The 20,796-nt window shown below is 70.7% G+C and carries 18 protein-coding genes, 1 tRNA gene and 1 pseudogene; 12 read left to right on the top strand and 8 right to left on the bottom strand.

Annotation, left to right across the window (positions count from 1 at the left end):
• Positions 1-27: 27 nt before the first annotated feature.
• The 3 genes from ACFY5C_RS17955 to ACFY5C_RS17945 all read right to left on the bottom strand — a co-directional run bounded on the left by ACFY5C_RS17955 (position 28) and on the right by ACFY5C_RS17945 (position 5,177).
• The gene (locus tag ACFY5C_RS17955) at positions 28-915 is read right to left on the bottom strand and encodes a cellulose-binding protein (protein WP_389445271.1); all 888 of its coding nucleotides are present in this window, start codon (positions 913-915) and stop codon (positions 28-30) included.
• A 261-nt stretch (positions 916-1,176) separates the two neighbouring features.
• Complete coding sequence (locus tag ACFY5C_RS17950) at positions 1,177-4,143, bottom strand: SUKH-4 family immunity protein (RefSeq protein ID WP_389445269.1); 2,967 nt, start codon at positions 4,141-4,143, stop codon at positions 1,177-1,179.
• 8 nt (positions 4,144-4,151) lie between these two features.
• The gene (locus ACFY5C_RS17945; RefSeq protein ID WP_389445267.1) at positions 4,152-5,177 is read right to left on the bottom strand and encodes an SMI1/KNR4 family protein; all 1,026 of its coding nucleotides are present in this window, start codon (positions 5,175-5,177) and stop codon (positions 4,152-4,154) included.
• A gap of 308 nt (positions 5,178-5,485) precedes the next feature.
• Here ACFY5C_RS17945 and ACFY5C_RS17940 point away from each other — a divergent pair, with 308 nt between their 5' ends.
• Together ACFY5C_RS17940 and ACFY5C_RS17935 are read left to right on the top strand one after the other, a co-directional pair.
• Positions 5,486-6,010 carry a YwqJ-related putative deaminase gene (locus tag ACFY5C_RS17940; RefSeq protein WP_389445266.1) on the top strand — a complete coding sequence of 175 codons (525 nt, stop codon included), beginning with the start codon at positions 5,486-5,488 and terminating at the stop codon, positions 6,008-6,010.
• 82 nt (positions 6,011-6,092) lie between these two features.
• On the top strand, positions 6,093-6,587 hold the full coding sequence (locus ACFY5C_RS17935) for an SUKH-3 domain-containing protein (RefSeq protein WP_389445265.1): 495 nt from the start codon (positions 6,093-6,095) through the stop codon (positions 6,585-6,587).
• Between the two features lie 53 nt (positions 6,588-6,640).
• On the opposite strand, the gene ACFY5C_RS17930 is transcribed toward ACFY5C_RS17935, so the two are convergent.
• Complete coding sequence (locus tag ACFY5C_RS17930; RefSeq protein ID WP_389445264.1) at positions 6,641-7,993, bottom strand: sensor histidine kinase; 1,353 nt, start codon at positions 7,991-7,993, stop codon at positions 6,641-6,643.
• Between the two features lie 253 nt (positions 7,994-8,246).
• On the opposite strand from ACFY5C_RS17930, the gene ACFY5C_RS17925 reads away from it, so the two are divergent.
• The 7 genes from ACFY5C_RS17925 to ACFY5C_RS17895 all read left to right on the top strand — a co-directional run bounded on the left by ACFY5C_RS17925 (position 8,247) and on the right by ACFY5C_RS17895 (position 13,920).
• Positions 8,247-8,318, top strand: a tRNA-Gln gene (locus tag ACFY5C_RS17925).
• Positions 8,319-8,434: 116 nt separating this feature from the next.
• Entirely contained in the window at positions 8,435-9,883 is a 1,449-nt protein-coding gene (gene glmU / locus ACFY5C_RS17920; protein ID WP_389445262.1) for a bifunctional UDP-N-acetylglucosamine diphosphorylase/glucosamine-1-phosphate N-acetyltransferase GlmU, read from the top strand.
• A 133-nt stretch (positions 9,884-10,016) separates the two neighbouring features.
• Entirely contained in the window at positions 10,017-10,997 is a 981-nt protein-coding gene (locus tag ACFY5C_RS17915; RefSeq protein ID WP_389445260.1) for a ribose-phosphate diphosphokinase, read from the top strand.
• 169 nt (positions 10,998-11,166) lie between these two features.
• Positions 11,167-11,766 carry a 50S ribosomal protein L25/general stress protein Ctc gene (locus ACFY5C_RS17910; RefSeq protein ID WP_389445258.1) on the top strand — a complete coding sequence of 200 codons (600 nt, stop codon included), beginning with the start codon at positions 11,167-11,169 and terminating at the stop codon, positions 11,764-11,766.
• Positions 11,767-11,955: 189 nt separating this feature from the next.
• Entirely contained in the window at positions 11,956-12,558 is a 603-nt protein-coding gene (pth, locus tag ACFY5C_RS17905; protein WP_328427139.1) for an aminoacyl-tRNA hydrolase, read from the top strand.
• A 65-nt stretch (positions 12,559-12,623) separates the two neighbouring features.
• Positions 12,624-13,112, top strand: coding sequence for a hypothetical protein (locus ACFY5C_RS17900; protein WP_389445257.1), 489 nt, complete (start codon positions 12,624-12,626; stop codon positions 13,110-13,112).
• A 136-nt stretch (positions 13,113-13,248) separates the two neighbouring features.
• Positions 13,249-13,920 carry an LPXTG cell wall anchor domain-containing protein gene (locus tag ACFY5C_RS17895; RefSeq protein ID WP_389445255.1) on the top strand — a complete coding sequence of 224 codons (672 nt, stop codon included), beginning with the start codon at positions 13,249-13,251 and terminating at the stop codon, positions 13,918-13,920.
• Between the two features lie 75 nt (positions 13,921-13,995).
• Here ACFY5C_RS17895 and ppc read toward each other — a convergent pair whose 3' ends face one another.
• Positions 13,996-16,728 (bottom strand): phosphoenolpyruvate carboxylase, encoded by a 2,733-nt coding sequence (ppc, locus tag ACFY5C_RS17890; protein ID WP_389445253.1) that lies wholly within the window; start codon positions 16,726-16,728, stop codon positions 13,996-13,998.
• A gap of 309 nt (positions 16,729-17,037) precedes the next feature.
• Here ppc and ACFY5C_RS17885 point away from each other — a divergent pair, with 309 nt between their 5' ends.
• The gene (locus ACFY5C_RS17885; protein ID WP_389445251.1) at positions 17,038-18,048 is read left to right on the top strand and encodes an acyl-CoA desaturase; all 1,011 of its coding nucleotides are present in this window, start codon (positions 17,038-17,040) and stop codon (positions 18,046-18,048) included.
• Positions 18,045-18,722, top strand: a complete 678-nt coding sequence (locus ACFY5C_RS17880; RefSeq protein WP_328427135.1) for a TetR/AcrR family transcriptional regulator — start codon at positions 18,045-18,047, stop codon at positions 18,720-18,722. The genes ACFY5C_RS17885 and ACFY5C_RS17880 overlap by 4 nt, the downstream gene beginning before the upstream one ends.
• A gap of 23 nt (positions 18,723-18,745) precedes the next feature.
• Here the strand turns inward: ACFY5C_RS17880 and ACFY5C_RS17875 are convergent, their stop codons facing one another.
• From ACFY5C_RS17875 to ACFY5C_RS17865, 3 genes and pseudogenes are all read right to left on the bottom strand, one after another.
• Entirely contained in the window at positions 18,746-18,919 is a 174-nt protein-coding gene (locus ACFY5C_RS17875) for a CsbD family protein (protein WP_328881128.1), read from the bottom strand.
• Positions 18,920-18,983: 64 nt separating this feature from the next.
• Positions 18,984-19,368: pseudogene (locus tag ACFY5C_RS17870) on the bottom strand (glyoxalase).
• Positions 19,368-20,177: a trans-aconitate 2-methyltransferase gene (locus tag ACFY5C_RS17865; RefSeq protein WP_389445250.1), complete on the bottom strand. Its 810-nt coding sequence runs from the start codon at positions 20,175-20,177 to the stop codon at positions 19,368-19,370. The pseudogene ACFY5C_RS17870 and the gene ACFY5C_RS17865 overlap by 1 nt, the downstream one beginning before the upstream one ends.
• A 103-nt stretch (positions 20,178-20,280) precedes the next feature.
• Between ACFY5C_RS17865 and tamR the strand changes: the two genes are divergently transcribed.
• Positions 20,281-20,778, top strand: coding sequence for a MarR family transcriptional regulator TamR (gene tamR / locus ACFY5C_RS17860; protein WP_059196100.1), 498 nt, complete (start codon positions 20,281-20,283; stop codon positions 20,776-20,778).
• Positions 20,779-20,796: the final 18 nt, after the last annotated feature.

Genomic DNA, 20,796 nt, shown 5'->3' with positions numbered 1-20,796 from the left:
GGTCCGCCTGCGGATCCCGGCCCCGCTTCACTCCAGGGCCGCCTGCCGCTCCAGCGTCGAGAGGCTGTTGCGCATCTGGTCCATCTGCATCCGCACCTCGTCCCACGTCTCCCCGTGCTCGCGCAGCACCTGCTCCGTGTCCCGGGCGATCTCCTGCGCCCGCAGCCGAGCCTGCTCGACCACCTCCTCCGCACGCACCCGCGCCTCCTCCTGCAGGGTCTTCGCCGTGGTCTGCGCGTCCGCCAACTCCTGCTGCGCCTCGGCCAACGCGGCCTCCGCCCGGGCCACCCCCTCCTCCTCCCACGCCTCCACCGCGGCCAGCCCCTTCTCGGCCTCCCGCTCGGCCTCCGCCTCCCGCTCGGTGTGCTCCTTGGCCTGCTGGGCGAGCAACACCTTGGCGCGCTGGCGCACCTCGCGCATCGGGCCGAGCACCTCCCCGCGCTCCTCCTTCACCTCGCGCCGGGCGGCGATACGGATCTCGCCCGCCTCACCGCGCGCGGCGAGCAACCGCTGACGGGCGTACTCCTCGGCCTCGGCGCTCACGGCGTCGGCGTGCGCCTGTGCCGCGTCACGCACCTCGTCCGCGTACGTCTGGGCCTCCTCCATCAGCCGCTTCGCCTCCTTGCGCGCACCCTCACGCACGGCGGCGGCCTCCTCCTGCACCATCTCGAACAGCCGCCACGCCCGATGCCCGAGTTCCTCGTACGTCTGCGGCTCGAGTTCCGCCACGACCTCCCGCAGCCGCTCCGCCTTCGCATCCATCTCCCTGGCGAGCACGGTGAGCCGGGCGGCCCGCTCCCAGGCGGCGTCGCGGTCCCGGAACAGGGCATCGATGTAGGTGTCGACCTGTTCGGGACGGTAGCCACGCCCTCGTACGACCACGAAGTCGTAGAGCGGGACCGGTGCGCTGCTCATCCTTGAACCCCTCACCGCCGAACGGATGCGAAATGATGATTTAGCGCACATCTTGATGTATCGGGCGGAAGCGTTCATAACGCGACACTCCGCGCAGAAGGCACGGCACGGTGGGCACAGAGGCACAAGGGCGCGACGAACAGCGCATACGCAAAGGGCCGGCCCCGGTCGCACAACCGGGAGCCGGCCCTTTCACAACCCGCACGCCGCCGTCAGCGGCAGTCGGGTGACATCACCTCACATCGAGCAGCGGGCACGGCGTCACAACAGTCCGTCCCACATCTGCTCCAGCAGCACCGACCACCAGCTCTCCGGCGACCCGAGCGCCGCCGGGTCGAGCGAGGCGAGCTGGGCCTGGAAGTCGACGGTCCAGCGGCCCGCCTGCTCCTGGTTCAGGCCGAAGCGAAGACGCCACATCTGGCCCAGCAGCGCCAGACAGCGCTGGAACTCGGGCAGACCCGTGTTCACGAACTGCGGCGGTACGGGCGCGCCGCCCGGGCCCGCCTCCACGGGCACGGCGACGATGTTCGCCGTCCCGTACTGCACACAGATCGCCTTGCCGAAGTCGCTGCCCATGACGAGGTACGACCCGGCGTCCGACGCCGGCTGCACGCCGCGCTCCTGCGCCAGCTCCGCCAGCGTCGGAACGGGCCGCCCCGGCTGGGCCTGCGCCCAGAAGAACGGACCCATGTCCATCGGCAGACCACCGACCACCAGGCAGTGCGCCACGACCGGCGGCACGCCCTGCCGGGACACGGCGGCCTGCTCGAACCGGAAGAGTCCCGGCCCGAACGCCCCCGCCAGCTCCTGCGCCACACCCTCCGGCGGAATCGGCGGCACGGGCTGCACCGGCTGCACCGGGACCCGCGCCGGAGCCGGCCGGGCGGGCCCGTCGGCCACCTGGTGCAACTCGCCCTGGTGGGCGATCAGCTGCTGCATGCCCTGCTGCCGGCTCGCGTGATCCGTGCCGTACGGCGCGATCGAGGTGATCCGCGCCTGCGGCCACTGCTCCCGGATCATCCGCGCGCAGTACGCGCCCGGCAGCTCACACGACTCCAGCTCCGTGTGCAGCTCCAGCACCTGGTCCGGGGGCACGTTCATGCCCCGCAGCTCGTGGAAGATCTGCCACTCCGGATGCGGCGTACCCGGCGCCGAACGCCGGATCAGCTGCTGTTCGGAGCCATCCTGCGCACGGTAACGGAGAACGGCCTGGTAGCCGGGTCCCACGGTCGGCTGACCGGCGGGCGGCTGAGGGTAGCCGTATGCCGGAGGCTGACCCGGGCCGGGCTGACCCGGTCCGGGCTGACCGGGCGGGGGGATCGCGCCGGGCGGCATCGGGTGCTGGGCGGCGCCGGGCGGCATACCCGGAGCGCCGGGAGCCATACCCGGAGCCCCGGGCGGGGTACCGGGGGCGCCGGGCGGCATGCCGAGTGCGCCCGGCGGCATTCCGGGGGCGCCGGGCGGAACACCAGGGGCTCCGGGCGGCGTGCCCTGGGCGCCCGGCGGCATGCCTGGAGCTCCGGGCGGCTGCGGCGCGCCGGGCGCCGACGGTGGCGGCGGCACACCGGGCCCGCCCACCGAGGGGGCGGCGAGCACCGTCTCCGCGTGGTGAACGCCCTCGCGAGCGCCGCCAGGGGCGCCCGGAGCACCGGGCGCACCAGGGGCACCCGGCGGATGCGGCATACCCGGCATACCCGGAGCGCCGGGCGGGTTCGGGATGCCAGGCACGTTCGGCCCACCAGGCATACCCGGAGCGCCAGGAGCGCCAGGCGGGTTGGGAAGTCCGGACGGATGCGGCGCACCCGGCGCCCCAGGGGGCCCCGGAGGCTGCGGGGCGCCGCCCATCTGGCTCGGGTCGGCCAGCACGGTCGCGGCATGGTGCACACCGCCCGGGGGCGTACCGCCGGGCGTGCCGGGCGGGTTGGGGGCACCAGGAGGCTGCGGTGCGCCGGGCAGGCCGGGTGCGCCCGGGGCTCCGGGCGGCTGCGGAATGCCGGGCGCGCCAGGGGCCCCCGGCCCGGCAGCGCCCTCGGGCCCGTCGGGGCCGAGCGACGACACCAGCTGCGTCGGAACGTACCCGCCCCCGGGTGTACCCGGAGCACCCGGTGTCCCCGGAGCGCCCGGCGGAGGCGGCGGCGTGGCCCCACTCCGCGCACGAGGAGGCGCCGCCTTGCTCGTCGCGGCGTCGGCGATGTCCCCGGCGTTGGGCGCGAGCGGCCGTCCGGGCGTCTGCGGAGCCTGCGGCGCACCCTGCGGGTAGCCGTAGGAGGGCGCAGGCGGCGGCGTGGCACCCGCCCCAGGGACACCCGGCGCAGGCGTACCCGGCGCGGGCATTCCCGGCGCACCCGGCCCCTGCGGATACCCGTACGAAGGCGCACCCGGAGGCGGAGGCGGCGTACCCGGGCCGCCCGCACCCTGCGGATACCCGTACGAAGGAGGCGCCCCCGGCGGCGGAGGCGTCGCGCCCGGCGCGTCGGAACCGTCCATCGCCGGCGAGACCGCGGTCTTCGGAAGCTGGCTGCCGCCCGACATCAGCGCCGTCTTGGCGTCCGGCGGCGTGGCGTCGTCACCGCTCAGCGGCGGCGCGAACACCGTTTCCGGCAACGGCACCGAACGGTCCTCACCGGGATCGGCGTTGGTGTCCGTACCGGCCCAGGGAGTCGCCCCTTCGGGCACCCCGGGCTCCCGCGGCGGAGGAGTCGACGAAGACGCGGCGCCCACCGGCACCCCGCCCTGCGTCTCGGGCAACGACCCGGCACCCGACGTACCACCGGCCGCACCATCGTCGAAGTCCGCGACCGAACCCGGGCCGGAGCCCGAACCGGAGCCCGAGCCCCCGTCCCGCCGGTCCGGAACCCCTATCCGGTCCGCCGCCTCCTGCAGCCACTCCGGCGGAGTCAGAAGGAACGACGTCTGGTTCAGATCGACCCGCGCCGGAGCCGCCGGCGCCGGAGCAACGGCCGCGTCCCCACGGCCGTACTCCTCCTCGTACCGGCGAATCACCTCACCCACCGGCAGCGCCGGCCACAACGTGGCCTCCCCGCTGTCCCGGGCGATCACCAGCCGCTGTGCGCCACCGTCCGAACGCGCGCCGTCCGCACGGTCCTCGGCCCACACCACGAACCCGAGCCCGAACTCCCGCACCCGCACCTCGCGATGCTGGTACGCCGGCACCTCGCCGTTGATCCACTCCTCCGCGCGCTCCTGCGCCTGCGCGAACGTCACCATCGCGAAGCTCACTCCCCCACAGCCGCGGCAGCAACGGGCACCACACGCGCGAACCCACCGTCCACCATCAGATTCGCCACCGTCTCCAACTCCGGCGGAGAACCCGCCAACCGGGACAGAAACGCGTCGAAGTCCTCACCGCAGGGCATCAGCAGCCGCTCCACACGCTCCGCCGGCGACCACGAGGGATCGGCATCCCGCGCGTCGTCGTACGCGCAGAACCACACCGAACCCAGCCGGTCGCCCTTCACCTTCACGGCCAGCAACCCGCCCTGCACGAACCCGACACCCAGGTAGTCCTTGGTCAGATGGTCGCGCAGACACTTGTTGACATAGACCAGGTCATTGACCGCGGCCTCGTCCCGCACCGTGAACAGCGGCTGGTCGACCAGCAGGCCCAACTCCGCGTCCAACGCCGTGCCCACCGGGGCGCACCCGCCCGCCGCCTTCAGGAACGACCGATACGCGCCCGGCAGCCGGTACCCGAGATCCTCCTCGACCCCCAGCGCCTGCGCCTCCGTCACCGCCACACCCGACTTCGGCAGCCGGAAGTGCGCCGGCCGCGTCTCCTGCAACGGCCGCGTCCCCCGCTTGTCATGGTCCACCGCCGACGTCGCGATACCACCGTGATGCCGCAGCAACGCCTTCACCTCGACCGGAACCAGCTCCAGCCGCCGCGAACCCACCACGTGGTGCCACGTCCAGCCATGCGGCGTCGCCACCGCCGGCACCGTGTCCCACAACGCGTGCCCCGACGCCGCCAGCGCCGCGTTCGCCGACACATAGTCCGTCAGCCGCAACTCGTCGACACCGAAACCCTCCGGCGGCTCCGCGATCTCCACCGCCGCGCGCGCATACGGCGAGAAGTCGGGGTGACCACGCTCGTCCACCCGTACTCCTCTCGGGTGACGTGACGCGCGAACCGGATCCGGGAAATTCACGACCTGCCCGGCGTAGGCCGCGTTCGGCGGCGCGGCGTGTCCCCCGGCCTGGCGGCCGGGAGGTGCCCCCAGCCCGAGCCGACCTGTCGTCATGGCGGTTGCCCCCTGCGGCGTTCAGATACGGTCCGCCATGACCACTCTCGGTCACAACGCCCCGTATCAACTGTCTCGTCCCCATCCACGCGTCACCGCATGGAAAGCGGTGCCGACAGCCTATGCGGTACGACGACACCGGTCACCGGCGCCGGTTGTGACCCCCTCCGCTTCCGTGACCAGCCGTCACCCTGCCGTGACAGCCCGCCCAAACCCGGGCGTGTCGCGACGCCCCAGCTTCCGCACCCGCCACGCCATTTGGCACTCTGTGACGTCCGAGAGCATGCCCGGGGGATGCTCGGGAGGGGATGATGAACATGAACGCGACGCAGACAGGCCAACCCGCCGCGAGGTCCGGCGACCCCCGCATCGGCTGGAGCGCCACCGAGAACCCCCACGCGCCCGTCCTCCGCCACCGCCGCGACGGCATACTCCCCACCGTCGCCGCCGCCCTCTCCGTCCGCGGCGAAACCCTCACCGGCACCGCCGCCCGCGGCGACCAGCCCCCCGCACTGCACCACCTCGTCCAGGACTTCCTCGACACCCTCACCAGCGGCCAACGCGACCGCTTCACCGGCCGCTGCGCCGAAACCATCCTCATCTCACGCCACATCGCGGCAGCCGACGCCACCCGCAGCAAACGCGCCGCCCGCAAACCCATGACCAACGGCGAAGCCCGCAAAGCCCTCAAACAGGCCAAACTGACCGCACGCCGCATCCGCGAGGACGGCGATCCCCTGCACGGCAGCTTCGCCACCCCATGCCGCGCCTGCACGGCCCTCAGCGCCCACTTCGGCGTACGCATCGTCGACCCGGCGGCGGCAGACGGCTGACCGCAGCCCGCCACAGACCGGCGGGCCCACCCCCACCTCGCACCCCCCGCACATCCCATAGGCACCGACGAACGAAGGGCAGATGCAGACCGACCGCACCTCCACCACCCGCTTCCCCGTCCCCGTCGACGCCGCCCTGCGCGCTGCCGGCTGGCAACCCGGACGCTGGGACATCAAGCAAGCGGAGATCTGGGCCGACACCCTGCGCGAACACACCTCACCCGCGGGCCACCGCCACGCCGTCTTCCCCGCTGCCGTGGAAGCGTGGGCCGAATTCGGCGGCCTGCACCTCGCACCCACCGGCCCCGGCCGCCAGGTCGCCCCCGCCGCCCTCCACTTCGACCCGCTCCACGGCCTCCATATGGCCCGCACTTTCGGCGACCTCGGCCGTGCCCTCGACACCGAGGTCTGCCCCCTGGGCGCCGAGACCGACACCCAGGCCCTCCTCGCCATCGACACCGAGGGCCGCATCTACGCCCTCGACCACACCGGCGACTGGTACCTCGGCCCCGACATCGACCAGGCCCTGGCCGGCCTCGTCGCCGGCATAGAACCGGCACGGCTCACAGCGGGCTGACACACGGGAACGGCCACCACGGCAACAACCGGCCCAGCGACCGTGGCCTGCGGCTACGCCGCCGGAATCACCGCCGACACCCGGAAACCCCCGGCATCCGTCGGCCCCGACACAAACACCCCGCCGAGCGCCACGACCCGTTCCTTCATCCCCACCAGGCCGTTGCCGCCCGACGGCAGCCGTGCCAGCGACGCCGACGACAGCTCCGGCGGCGGCTCGTTCTCCACCTGCATCGCGATCTCCGACATCCGGTGCGCGAGCCGCACATGCGTCTTCGCACCCGCCGCATGCTTGTGGACGTTCGTCAACGCCTCCTGCACCACCCGGAACGCGGTCTGCTCGATCTCCGGCGCATACCCCTGCGACTCCCCCTCCACGGACAGATCCACCACCATTCCGGCCGCGGCCGACTGCCCGATCAGCTCGTCCAACTCCGACAGACAAGGTCCCTCGGCGCCGACGTCGTCCCCGCCGACACCCCGCCCCCGATCCGCCGCGGCCGCGGCAGCGGCCCCCACAGCGGCAAGCGGTACGGCGGCCCCAGGGGGCCGACCCACGTCCGCGGGCCGCCGCGCGGCACCCCCGCTGCGCAGCACCCCGAGCATCTCCCGCAGCTCGGTCAACGCCTGGCGCCCCATGTCTCCCACGAGCGCGGCGTTCTTCACGGCCTTCTCGGGGTCCTTACGCGCCACGGCCTGGAGCGCCGCCGCGTGCACCACCATCAGGCTCACCCGATGCGCGACGACGTCATGCATCTCCCGTGCGATCCGCGTCCGCTCCTCGTTGCGCGCCCACTCCGCGCGCTCCTCCGCGCGCTCGGCGAGCAACTGAAGCTCCCGCTCGAGACTGTCCGCCCGCTCGCGCAGGCTCTCCATCAGCCGCCGCCGGGCACCCACATACAGCCCGAGCAGCAGCGGGGGCGCCGTCACGCCGAGAGCCGTGGTGACCGACGCGAACGGAATCACCCAGTCCCCGAAGGTCAGATTCCCTCGCGCCACGTCCTGGCGCACCCACACGAACGTCACGATCAGCGTCCCGACGAACGACATCCCCGCGAGCGACGCGATGATCCGCCGCGGCAGCTCGGACGCGGCGAGGGTGTAGAGGCCGACGATGCCCAGCAGGATGCCCATCTGGGCGGGCATGACGGCGATCGAAACGAGCACGACCGCTATCGGCCACCGGCGCCGCACCACGAGCACCGACCCGGCCAGAACCCCGAACACCACCCCCGCGGCCACCGGAATCCCGGCGTCCCGCGCGAATCGAACCCCCTCCGCCCCGCACTCCAGCGCGGAAACGACGGCCAGACTCACGTCCAGCACGGCACTGCGCAACCTGCCCCACCACCACGGCCCCGCCCCCGGTGGCGGGTCCCCGGCCTGCTCTTCCCCCGTCGTGGTCATGCCTCCAGCCTACGGGCGGGCAGCCGTGGTTTTCCGGCGACTTTTGTGGACTGGCCTACACCACACTCCGTAACCGAACGTAAGCGAAACGACCCGATATCCCTCGAACTGCGAAGCCGGACGCGGGCACAGCCCCGGGAGCACCGGCCATCGCCGGGCCGACCTGTACCGTCGCGTGGGAGGCGCCCTTTACGGCATAGTGTTGGGTGCCGACTCGGCGACCTGACCAAATGTCCGGTTCAGCCGAGTTAATTCCCCCGTGGTGTAATTGGCAGCACTGTGGCTTTTGGTGCCATCTGTCCGGGTTCGAGTCCTGGCGGGGGAGCACATGCTCGGTTCGGGCCCTGACAGCTCAGTCAGGGCCCGCTCCCATGTCCCCCACGAAACACCCCGGTATCCTGCGGATGTCACCCACCCCCCTCCACAGCCGAAGGGCATCCCGTGAGCGCCATTCGCCCGGCAGCCGTCGTCGTTCTCGCAGCGGGTGAGGGCACCCGTATGAAGTCGGCCACACCGAAGGTCCTGCACGAGATCTGCGGACGCAGCCTCGTCGGTCATGTGCTCGCCGCCGCGCGTGAGTTGCAGCCCGAGAACCTGGTCGTGGTCGTGGGGCACGCCCGCGAGCAGGTCTCCGCGCACCTCGGTGAGATCGACCCCGGCGTACGCACCGCCGTCCAGGCGGAGCAGAACGGCACCGGACACGCCGTACGGATGGCCCTGGAGGAGCTCGGCGGGGCCGTCGACGGGACCGTGGTGGTCGTCTGCGGCGACACTCCCCTTCTGACCGGCGAGACTCTGACCCATCTCGCCGCCACCCACTCCGCCGACGGCAACGCCGTGACGGTGCTGACCGCCGAGGTCCCGGACGCGACCGGGTACGGGCGGATCGTGCGCGACGGTGCCTCGGGTGCTGTGACGGCCATCGTCGAGCACAAGGACGCGAGCGAGTCGCAGCGGGCGATCCGGGAGATCAACTCGGGTGTGTTCGCCTTCGACGGGCAACTGCTGGCCGACGCCCTCGGGAAGGTCCGTACGGACAACTCGCAGGGCGAGGAGTACCTGACCGACGTGCTCGGGATTCTGCGCGAGGCCGGTCACCGGGTCGGTGCCTCCGTGGCGGGCGATCACCGTGAGATCGCCGGGATCAACAATCGCGTGCAGCTCTCCGAGGCCCGTCGGATCCTGAACGACCGGTTGCTGACCGGCGCGATGCTGGCCGGCGTCACCGTCGTGGACCCGGCGACGACCTGGGTCGACGTGACCGTGACCTTCGAGCAGGACGCGATCGTCCAGCCCGGTACCCAGCTGCTTGGGTCCACCCACCTCGGCGAGGGCGCGGAGGTCGGCCCCAACAGCCGGCTGAAGGACACGCGTGTCGATGCGGGTGCCCGGGTGGACAACACGGTGGCCGAGGGCGCTCATGTGGGGCCGAACGCGACCGTGGGGCCGTACGCGTATCTGCGGCCGGGAACGCGGCTGGGCGCGAAGGGCAAGATCGGTACGTACGTCGAGACGAAGAACGCCTCGATCGGTGAGGGGACGAAGGTGCCTCACCTCTCTTACGTCGGTGACGCGACCATCGGCGAGTACACGAACATCGGTGCCGCGAGTGTCTTCGTGAACTACGACGGACAGGACAAACACCACACGACGGTCGGCTCGCACTGCCGTACCGGCTCGGACAACATGTTTGTGGCGCCTGTCACGGTCGGGGACGGTGCCTACACGGCGGCCGGGTCTGTGATCACGAAGGACGTGCCGCCCGGTTCGCTGGCTGTGGCCCGCGGTCAGCAGCGGAATATCGAGGGTTGGGTGGCCCGTAAGCGTCCGGGCAGTGCGGCCGCGAAGGCGGCTGAGGAGGCGTCTCGCCGGGAGGACGGCGAGGGCTGACCGGAAACAGGTGCGTCAAACACGGCGTACCGTGATAAGTGCACACCCGCACCCCACCAGCTGAGACGGCCTCCACCATGCCCAGCCGAGGTCGCTCTACAGGCAGCTGAGACACCTCTGAGGAGACAGTGCTGTGACCGGGATCAAGACGACCGGCGAGAAGAAGTTGATGTTCTTCTCCGGCCGCGCCCACCCCGAGCTTGCCGAGGAGGTCGCCCAGCAGCTGGGTGTCGGGGTTGTCCCGACGAAGGCCTTCGACTTCGCGAACGGTGAGATCTACGTCCGCTATCAGGAGTCGGCGCGCGGTGCGGACTGCTTTGTGATCCAGAGCCACACGGCTCCGATCAACCAGTGGATCATGGAGCAGCTGATCATGATCGACGCACTGAAGCGGGCGTCGGCGCGCTCCATCACCGTGATTGTGCCGTTCTACGGTTACGCACGTCAGGACAAGAAGCACCGTGGGCGTGAACCGATTTCGGCGCGTCTGATCGCGGATCTGATGAAGACGTCGGGTGCGGACCGGATCCTGACCGTGGATCTGCACACCGATCAGATCCAGGGTTTCTTCGACGGTCCCGTCGACCACCTCTTCGCCCTGCCGCTTCTCGCGGACTACGTGGGCCGCAAGGTGGACCGGGAGAAGCTGACGGTCGTGTCTCCCGACGCGGGGCGTGTGCGGGTGGCCGACCGGTGGTGCGACCGGCTGGGTGCGCCGCTCGCGATCGTGCACAAGCGTCGTGACAAGGACGTGGCGAACCAGGTGACGGTCCACGAGGTCGTGGGTGAGGTCAAGGGCCGGGTGTGTGTGCTGGTCGACGACATGATCGACACCGGCGGGACGATCTGTGCGGCGGCTGACGCGCTGTTCGCGCACGGCGCCGAGGACGTCATCGTGACGGCGACGCACGGTGTGCTGTCGGGTCCGGCGGCGGACCGGCTGAAGAACTCCCGGGTGAGCGAGTTCGTGTTCACGAACACGCTGCCGACGCCGGGTGAGCTGAGCCGTGACCTGGACAAGCTGACGGTGCTGTCGATCGCGCCGACGGTGGCGAACGCGGTGCGTGAGGTGTTCGAGGACGGTTCGGTGACGAGCCTGTTCGACGAGCAGTAGAGATCCTTTTGGTACGGCCTCCCTGTCCGAGTAGACTGCTTCAGTTGCTCGGCGAGGGAGGCCGTACCTGTTCGCGCAGGTGTCGGCGATCCGTTATCGACGCGCTCTTCGTAGCAGGCCGTTCGTGGCCGGGTGACCACGTCCGTCTCCAGTTCTACGAGGAGTGATCATGTCCGAGGTCAAGATCTCCGCCGCGACCCGCACCGAGTTCGGTAAGGGTGCCGCCCGTCGTATCCGTCGTGACTCGAAGGTTCCGGGTGTCCTGTACGGCCACGGCACCGACCCGCTGCACCTGACCCTCCCGGGTCACGAGCTGCTGCTCGCCCTGCGTACGCCGAACGTCCTGATCGCCCTGGACATCGACGGCAAGGCCAACGAGCTGGCGATCCCGAAGTCCGTGCAGCGTGACCCGATCAAGGGCTTCCTGGAGCACGTCGACCTGCTGCTGGTCAAGCGCGGCGAGAAGGTCACCGTCGAGATCCCCGTCCACACCGAGGGCGAGCTGGCCGCGGGCGGCAACCTGCTGGAGCACGTGCTGAACGCTCTGCCGGTCGAGACCGAGGCCACGCACATCCCCGAGGCCGTCACCGTGTCCGTCGAGGGCCTGGAGGCCGGTGCCTCCATCCTGGCGAAGGACATCACGCTGCCGAAGGGCACCACGCTGGCCATCGAGGAGGACGCTGTCGTCCTTCAGGTCCTGGCCGCGCAGGCCGAGGAGGCCGCCGAGGGCGAAGAGGCCGCCGAGGGCGAGGAAGTCGCCGAGGCCTGATCATCGGCTCCGGCAGAGGCGTGATCCTCGGCTCTGTCATCGGTTCGTCAGCCGCTGTTCCCGATGGGGGCAGCGGCTGGCGTGTATCACTCAAGCTTGCCTGGCAGTGTCCGCGCCGGTCATCCCGGCGGACCGGCGTTTCTGCTGAGGGTCCGGGGGTCGTCCCCCGGCAAAGCACAGCAAGGAGACATGGACGTGACGACCGACCCGAGCGCCCCTTGGCTGATCGCCGGCCTCGGTAATCCCGGACCGGAGTACGCCAGGAACCGGCACAACGTCGGGTTCATGGTGGTGGATCTGCTGGCCGAGCGGATCGGGGGGAAGTTCAAGCGGGCCGGCCGGGCTCAGGCGCAGGTCGTCGAGGGCCGCATCGGGCCGCCGGGGCCGTTGAACCGTCGGGTGATCGTGGCGAAGCCGATGTCGTACATGAATCTCTCCGGCGGCCCGTTGAACGCTCTCCGGGATTTCTACAAGGTCCCGGTGGGCAATATCGTCGCTGTTCATGACGAGTTGGACATCGACTTCGGCACGCTGCGGCTGAAGCTGGGCGGCGGGGACAACGGGCACAACGGGCTCAAGTCGATGACCAAGGCGATGGGTTCGGAGTACCACCGGGTGCGGTTCGGGATCGGCCGGCCGCCGGGGCGCATGCCGGTCGCGGACTTTGTGCTGAAGGATTTCTCGGCGGCGGAGCGCAAGGAGCTGGACTACTTCGTGGACCGGGCGTCGGATGCGGTGGAGGCTCTGGTGATCGAGGGGCTGGAGCGGGCGCAAAGCACGTACAACTCCTGACTTGTCCGCCCACGCGAACGGGCCCAGGTTGACCGGCAGTAGGGGCATGGCCAAGGATCGCGGCCATGCCTTCTGCCGTTGTCTCCAGTCAGGGCGCTTTCGCCGCGCTGCGGTTCGGGCGGCTCGCGGCGATGGGTACGGTCACGGTGCTGATCCTGATCGCGGGTGTGTGGGCGTCGTGGGGCACCGCGCAGCATGTGATGCTCACGAAGGGGCGCGAGAGCGGCACGATCGAGGTGTCGCGGTGTGGCGCGGACTCGTGCACCGGGCCGTATACGCCGATCTCGGCGGGGTCGCAGCCGCGCAGGTCGGTCGTCATCGAGAAGAACGTGGCCGTGCGCAAGGGGCAGACGTACACGGTCGTGATCAAGCCGAGTGGTGACACTGTCGTGCGGTCCGGACCCGCGGGGATCCTGTACTCGTGGGTGCCGCTGGGCGGTGCGCTGTTGCTGGCCTCGATCGTCGTCGCGGGCGGGCTGCGGCGCACGCGGCTGGCGTGGGTGATGGCGGGGTCGGGGGTCGCGCTGCTGACGGCGGCGTTCGTGACGGTCTGAGGTGTGTGCCGTTCTCCATGTCTGTGGAGGAACTGAGTGTTGTCTGTCCGTGATTGACCAGGAGTCAGCGCGGGCTGGATGCTGAGCCGCCCCCTCCACATCTTCCCGTTCCTTCTCGAAGATGGACTACTGCCTCATGCGTACCCTCAACCGCGTCGGTGCCCTGTCCGCCGTCGCCGCGGCCGCGGTGCTGTCCGCTCCGTCCGCCGCCCACGCCACCGCTCCCGGCGACAACGGGACCGTCAAGATCCATGACGCCACCACTGGCGAGGAACTGCGCAAGAACGAACCGCACGTGTGCGAGTTCTACCTTGACGCCTTCGGCTTCGACAGCGCCCAGCAGGTCGGCTGGCACATCGAGGCCTGGGCTCCGACGGCCGCCGTCAAGGGCGAGACCGTGAAGTCCGGTGCGATCACCCTGGACGGCGAGGGTCATGGCCGGACCGGGGACATGACCCTGCCCGACGGGCACTACAAGCTGTTCTGGAACTTCGAGAACGAGAAGGGGTCCGCCAAGCACAAGGTGTTCTGGACGGACTGCGAGGACGAGGAGCCGGGCGGCGGCAGCACCCCCACGCCGTCCGCCCCGTCGTCCACGGCACCGTCCGGCACCGAGTCCGAGCCCGGCGCGCCGGACGACTCGACCGAGCCGGCCGCCGTCCCGTCGTCGTCCCCGTCTCCGCAGGGCGGCACCGAGGGCGACCTCGCCGAGACCGGGAACGGCGCGCCGGTGGGCCTGCTGTCCGCGGCCGCCGCGGCGCTGCTGGGTGCGGGCGGGTACCTGGTGTTCCGGCGTCGCAGGGCCTGACCGCCACGGCGGTGAAACGAACGGTGCCCCCGTGCTCTGCGTACGAGCACGGGGGCACCGTCATGTGCGGGTGACTCAGCCGGTGTTGCGCAGGCCTGCCGCCACGCCGTTGACGGTGAGCAGCAGGGCGCGGGCGAGGAGCGGGTCGGGCTCGACGCCGGCGGCCGCTGCGTCGCGCTGGCGCTTGAGGAGGGCGACCTGGAGGTAGGAGATCGGGTCCAGGTAGGCGTCGCGGATGGTGAACGTCTGCTTGAGGACCGGGGCGGCGTCGAGAAGCTCCTTCTCACCGGTGATCTTCAGGACCTCGGCGACGGTGAGTTCGTGCTCGGCGCGGATCGTGTCGAAGACGTGCTTGAGGTCGTCGGGCACGAGGGTGTCGACGTAGTGGGCTGCGATCCGCAGGTCGGTCTTCGCGAGGGTCATCTCGACGTTGGAGATGAAGTTGCGGAAGAAGTGCCACTGCTCGTGCATCTCGTCGAGAACCGTGTCCAGGCCCGCCTCGCGCAGCGCCTTGAGACCGGAGCCCACACCGAACCAGCCGGGCACGATCTGCCGCGACTGGGTCCAGCCGAACACCCACGGGATGGCGCGCAGCCCGTCGAGCGAGACACCCGAGCCGGGGCGGCGGGAGGGCCGCGAGCCCAGGTGCAGGTCGGCGAGCTGGTCCACCGGCGTCGACGCGAGGAAGTACGTCGGCAGGTCCGGGTCCTCGACGAGCTTGCGGTACGCGGCGTGGGCGGCGTCGCTGACGACGTCCATGGCCGCGTCCCAGCGGGCGAGTGCCTCGCCGGACTGGCGGGGTGCGGTGTGCAGGGCGGAGGCCTGGAGGGTGGCCGCGACGGTCAGCTCCAGGTTCTCCCTGGCCAGGGAGGGCACGAGGTACTTGTCGGAGATGACCTCGCCCTGCTCGGTGACCTTGATCTCGCCTTCGAGGGTGCCCCAGGGCTGGGCGAGGATCGCGTCGTGGGAGGGGCCGCCACCGCGGCCGACGGTGCCGCCGCGGCCGTGGAAGAGGCGCAGGCGGACGCCGTAGCGGTGGGCGACGTCACGCAGCCGGCGCTGGGCGCGGTGGATCTCCCACTGCGAGGTGGTGATACCGCCGAACTTGGAGGAGTCGGAGTAGCCGAGCATGACTTCCTGGACGTCGCCCCTGAGCGCGACGAGGCGCCGGTACGACGGGTCGGAGAGCATGTCCTCCAGGATCGTGTCGGCGGCCTTGAGCTCGTCGGTGGTCTCCAGGAGCGGCACGATGCCGATCTTCGCCCAGCCGGCGTGCAGGTCGATCAGGCCGGCCTCGCGGGCGAGCACGCTTGCCGCGAAGACGTCGTCGGCGCCCTGGCACATGGAGATGATGTACGACTCGATGACCTCGGGCCCGAAGACCTCGAGGGCCCGCTTGACGGTCTGGAACACGCCGAGGGTCTTCTCGCCGGCCGCGTCCACGGGTGCGGGGGTGGGGGCGAGGGGACGGCGGGAGCGCAGTTCCTTGGCCAGCAGCTTGGCGCGGTAGTCGCGGGGCATGTCGGCGTAGCGCCAGGACTCCTCGCCGAGGCGGTCGAAGAGCTGGCCGAGGGCGTGGTGGTGGGCGTCGGCGTGTTCGCGCACGTCCATGGTGGCGAGCTGGAGGCCGAACGCGGACAGGGTGCGGATGGTCCGGTTCATGCGGCCGTCGGCGAAGAGGCCGCCGCGGTGTTCCCTGAGCGAGGTCTGGATCAGCTTCAGGTCGTGCAGGAGCTCGCCGGTGCCGAGGTAGTCGCGGCCGGCTTCGTGCGGGATGCCCTTGGCGAGGCGCTGCTTGGTGTTCTCCAGCTTCTGCCGGATGCAGGTGGCCTTGAGCCGGTAGGGCTCCTCGGCGTTGAGGCGCTTGTAGCGGGGGCTGATCTCGGGGAGGTTCTCCAGGTCGGCCTGGAGGGAGGTCAGCAGGTCCTCGGTGGCGCCGGTGTAGCGGATGGAGTTCGACAGGAAGCCGCGCAGCTCGTCGATCATCTCCAGGGCGTCGTTGATGCCGTGCTCGTGCTGGAGGATGAGGACGTCCCAGGTCACCTGAGGGGTGACGTTCGGGTTGCCGTCGCGGTCGCCGCCGATCCAGGTGCCGAAGGTCAGGGGGCGGGTGGCGTCGGGGAGCTTGTGGCCGACGCGCTCCAGTTCCGCGGTGAGGTCCTCCAGGACGTCGCCGACGGCGCCGGCGTGCAGTTCGTCGAGGTAGTAGATGGCGTTGCGGGCCTCGTCGGCGGGCTCGGGGCGTACGACGCGCAGCTCGTCCGTCTGCCAAACGAGGTCGATGTTCTCGGCCAGTCGGGTGTCGTGCCGGCGCCGGTCCCCTTCGAGGACGGGGGTCTCCAGGAGCGCGGCGACACGCCGCAGCTTGTTGAGGACGGAGCGGCGGGCGGCCTCGGTGGGGTGCGCGGTGAAGACGGGGCGCACGTTGAGGTGCTCGATGGTCTGGCGCAGGTGCTCGGGGTCGGCGTCCTTGAGGCGGTCGGCCGTACGGGCGAGAAGGCCGCCCTCGGCGGCGCGGCGGGCGCGCAGCTCGCGGCCGCGGTGGACCTGCTCGGTGACGTTGGCCAGGTGGAAGTAGGTGGAGAAGGCGCGGACCAGCTTGGCCGCGGTGTCCAGCTCCGTGCCACGCAGCAGTTCGGCGGCGGCCTCGCCGTCCTCGCGGGTGAGGCGGCGGACCTTCTCGACGAGGTCGAGGAGCTCGGGGCCTTCCTGCCGGACGAGGGTCTCCCCGAGGAGGTCACCCAGTCGGCGGATGTCGGCACGCAGCTCACTGCCGGTCGTCGTGGTCTGGTCGTCGGCACTGCTCACAGGTGCGGCTCCTTGCAGTGTTGAAGCTCGTCCGGGAGGGAACCCGGCGCCTGGGGGCCGCGCGGCGGGGGCCGCTTACGGCTCCTGGCATCCGGGAAGAATTCAGAGCGGACCGCGCTGTCCGACCGACTCCAAGGATAGGTGTCCATGCGGACGCGCAGACTGTCGGGCTCTTGCCGCCGGGCGACGCACTGCCATACTTACGACGCCGTAGGTTACGTAGCCGTAGGGACCGATGTAACGGAACCTGGGAACAGTTCCTGCGACCCCGGCACCTGCCACAACCCTCGAACCCCACAGGGGACGCCCATGACCACGAGCTCCGATGTGATCGAAGACGCCCCGAAGGCGAACGACGACACCACGACCTCCTCTGCCACGCTCGGCGGTGAGAAGAAGGGATCGCTCGAGCAGTTCGCGCTCCTCCTCTTCATCGTCGTCCCGTTCCTGGCGCTCGCCGCCGCGGTGCCGCTGGCCTGGGGCTGGGGCGTGAGCTGGCTCGACCTCGGTCTGCTGGTCTTCTTCTACTTCTTCGCCTGCCATGGCGTCACGATCGGCTACCACCGCTACTTCACCCACGGCTCCTTCAAGGCGAAGCGCCCGCTGCGCATCGCTCTCGCCATCGCGGGCTCGATGGCGGTCGAGGGCCCGCTGGTCCGCTGGGTCGCGGACCACCGCAAGCACCACAAGTTCTCCGACGCGGAGGGTGACCCGCACTCCCCGTGGCGTTACGGGGAGACGGTCCCGGCTCTGATGAAGGGCCTGTGGTGGGCGCACATCGGCTGGATGTTCGATGAGGAGCGCACGTCGCAGGAGAAGTACGCGCCGGATCTGATCAAGGACACGGCGATCCGGACGATCTCCCGTCAGTTCCTCTACTGGACGGTGCTGTCGCTGGCGCTGCCCGCCCTGATCGGCGGTCTGGTGACGATGTCCTGGTGGGGCGCGTTCACGGGCTTCTTCTGGGGCTCGCTCGTCCGGGTGGCGCTGCTGCACCACGTGACGTGGTCGATCAACTCGATCTGCCACGCCGTGGGCAAGCGCCCCTTCAAGTCGCGCGACATGTCCGGCAACGTCTGGTGGCTCGCGGTCCTGTCCTGCGGTGAGTCCTGGCACAACCTGCACCACGCGGACCCCACGTCGGCTCGGCACGGTGTGGAGCGCGGGCAGATCGACTCCTCGGCGCGGATCATCCGCTGGTGCGAGCAGCTCGGCCTGGCCTACGACGTGCGCTGGCCGTCACGCTCGCGTATCGATTCGCGCCGGAACACCGGGGAAGGCGGCTCCCGGCGCCGGAAGGAGCCCGCGAAGGCGGCATGATTGACGCCGTGGCGACCGACTCCAGCAGCAACACCGGCAACGAGAAGCAGCGGCGGGCGCGCCGTACCCGGATGACCGGTGCGGAGCGCCGCCAGCAGTTGCTGGAGATCGGTCGGACCCTGTTCGCCGCGAAGGGCTTCGAGGGCACGTCGGTGGAGGAGATCGCGGCGAAGGCCGGGGTGTCCAAGCCGGTGGTGTACGAGCACTTCGGCGGCAAGGAGGGCCTGTACGCGGTGGTGGTGGACCGCGAGATGCGGCGGCTGCTGGACATGGTGACCAGCTCGCTGACGGCCGGCCACCCGCGTGAACTGTGCGAGCAGGCGGCGTTCGCTCTCCTGGACTACATCGAGGAGTACACGGACGGCTTCCGCATCCTGGTCCGCGACTCGCCCATCCCGCAGTCGACGGGGTCCTTCGCCTCGCTGATCTCTGACATCGCGACCCAGGTGGAGGACATCCTGGGCCGCGAGTTCAAGAACCGCGGCTTCGACTCCAAGCTGGCCCCGCTGTATGCGCAAGCCCTGGTCGGGATGGTCGCCCTGACCGGCCAGTGGTGGCTGGACGTCCGCCGCCCGAAGAAGGCGGAGGTGGCCGCCCACCTGGTGAATCTGGCATGGCACGGGCTGGACGGGCTGGAGCCGAAGCCGCGGCTGATCGGGCACCGCAAGAGCTGACGCGCTCCGCGGTGCCGGCGTACTCAGTGCTTGAAGGTGTCCTTGCCCTTCTCCTTCGCCTGGCGCGCGTCACCCTTCATCTGGTCGGCCTTGCCTTCGGCGGTCATCCGCTCATTGCCGGCCATGCGACCCATCGCTTCCTTGGCCTTGCCCTTGAGCTGTTCCTTCTTGGCCCGGCTCTTCTCTTCCTTCGCCACGTTCCTCACTCCCGTAAGGCTCGACGTCGGTTTCACCCCGGCGGGTGACCCGCCACGGGGTCCCTCAAACCGGGGTCCCGGGCCTCGCGGCGACCGGCTCCAGGAACTCCAGCCGGTTCCCCACGGGGTCGTACGAGTAGAACCGGCGGTGCCCCGGCAGTTTCTCGTCCCAGGTCACGGCCGCTCCTCGGGCCGTCAGCCGGGCGGCGCAGGCCTCGATGCCGGTGACCCGCAGACCGGGGTGGGCCTTCTTGGCGGCCCGGAAGTCCGTCTCGACACCGAGGTGCAGCTGCACGGGCCCCGCCCGGAAACCAGCAGCCTCCGCGCGCGGCGAGCACGGGCGGCTTGGGGATCTCGGTCATCCCGAGGACGCCCACGTAGTACGCCCGCAGCCGCTCCTCCGAGCCGGGGGGTGCCGCGAGCTGGACATGGTCGACGGCGGTGATCATCACGCTCCCCTGCGGGCCACGGCGAAGATCCGCCGGAACGGGAAGGGTGTGCCGTGCGCGCCGGGCGGATAGGCCTCGCGCAGGGCCGCCCGGTAGTCGTGCAGGAAGGCTTCCCGCTGGTCGGGGGCGTCGGCGAGGGCTGTCAGGACGGGACGCAGGCCGGTGCCCTTCACCCAGTCGAGGACGGGGTCGTCGCCGGTGAGGAGGTGGATGTACGTCGTCTCCCACACGTCGGCCGTGCAGTTCAGGTCGGTCAGGCGGGCCAGGTAGTCCTGCGGGGTGAGGACGGCGTCCGTGTGGCGCAGGGTGTCGGTGAGGCCGTGGCGGCGGGCGAGGTCGCGCATCAGGCGGTGGCTCGGGGCGTCGAAGTTGCCGGGGACCTGGAAGGCGAAGGTGCCACCGGGGCGCAGGCCGGTCACCCACTCGCCGAAGCGGTCCGCGTGCCCCGGTACCCACTGCAGGGTGGCGTTGCTGATGATCAGGTCGTACGGCTCGTCGGGCGTCCACGTCCGTACGTCGGCATGGGCGAAGTCGAGGCGACCTCCACCGGCTGTCGGCCCTTCGTGCTCGACGTGGGCCTTGTCGAGCATCTCGGCGGAGTTGTCGTGGCCGGTGATGTGCGCGGTGGGCCAGCGCTCGGCGAGCACCGCGGTGACGTTGCCGGGGCCGCAGCCGAGGTCGGCGATGCGGGGCCGGTCGCCCGGGAGGCCGGGGACGCGGGCGAGGAGGTCGGTGAAGGGGCGGGCGCGGTGGTCGGCATGGCGCAGGTACTGGGCGGGGTCCCAGGTGGGGGTGGCGGCAGCGGACATGGCGGGGTCTCCTGTCTGTCGCTTCTGTCGCTCTCCAGCCTGCCCCGCAAGATATCTTGACGTCAAGAGACTTCACATCGACACAACCACTACACTGATCGTCATGGAGGACGAGGTCGATCGGCTGGTCGCAGCATGGCGCCGGGAGCGCCCGGACCTCGACGTGGAACCGCTCGAGGTGCTCAGCCGGGTGAGCAGGCTGGCCCGCCATCTGGACCGCGCACGCCGGCTGGCCTTCTCCGAGCACAGCCTGGAGCCCTGGGAGTTCGACGTGCTGACCGCGCTCAGGCGCGCGGGGACGCCGTATCAGCTCTCACCGGGACAGTTGCTGACACAGACCCTCGTCACCTCGGGCACGATGACGAACCGCATCGACCGGCTGGCCAAGAAGGGCCTGGTGGAGCGGCTCCCCGACCCCAGCGACCGGCGCGGAGTGCTGGTCCGCCTCACGGACGAGGGCCGCGACCGCGCGGACCAGGCCCTCGCCGGCCTGCTGGACCAGGAGCGCGCGATCCTTGCGGAACTGTCGCGTGCGCAGCGGGGCGAACTGGCCGGGCTGCTGCGTCAGCTGACGGCGCCGTTCGACAACATCCCTGGCTAGGCGCTCCGCTGGTAGGGC

The organism is Streptomyces sp. NPDC012935 (assembly GCF_042900345.1).
In the GTDB taxonomy this organism is placed as follows: domain Bacteria; phylum Actinomycetota; class Actinomycetes; order Streptomycetales; family Streptomycetaceae; genus Streptomyces.
Note: the sequence above shows the minus strand (reverse complement) of the source record. Positions and strands in the feature narration are given on the sequence as shown.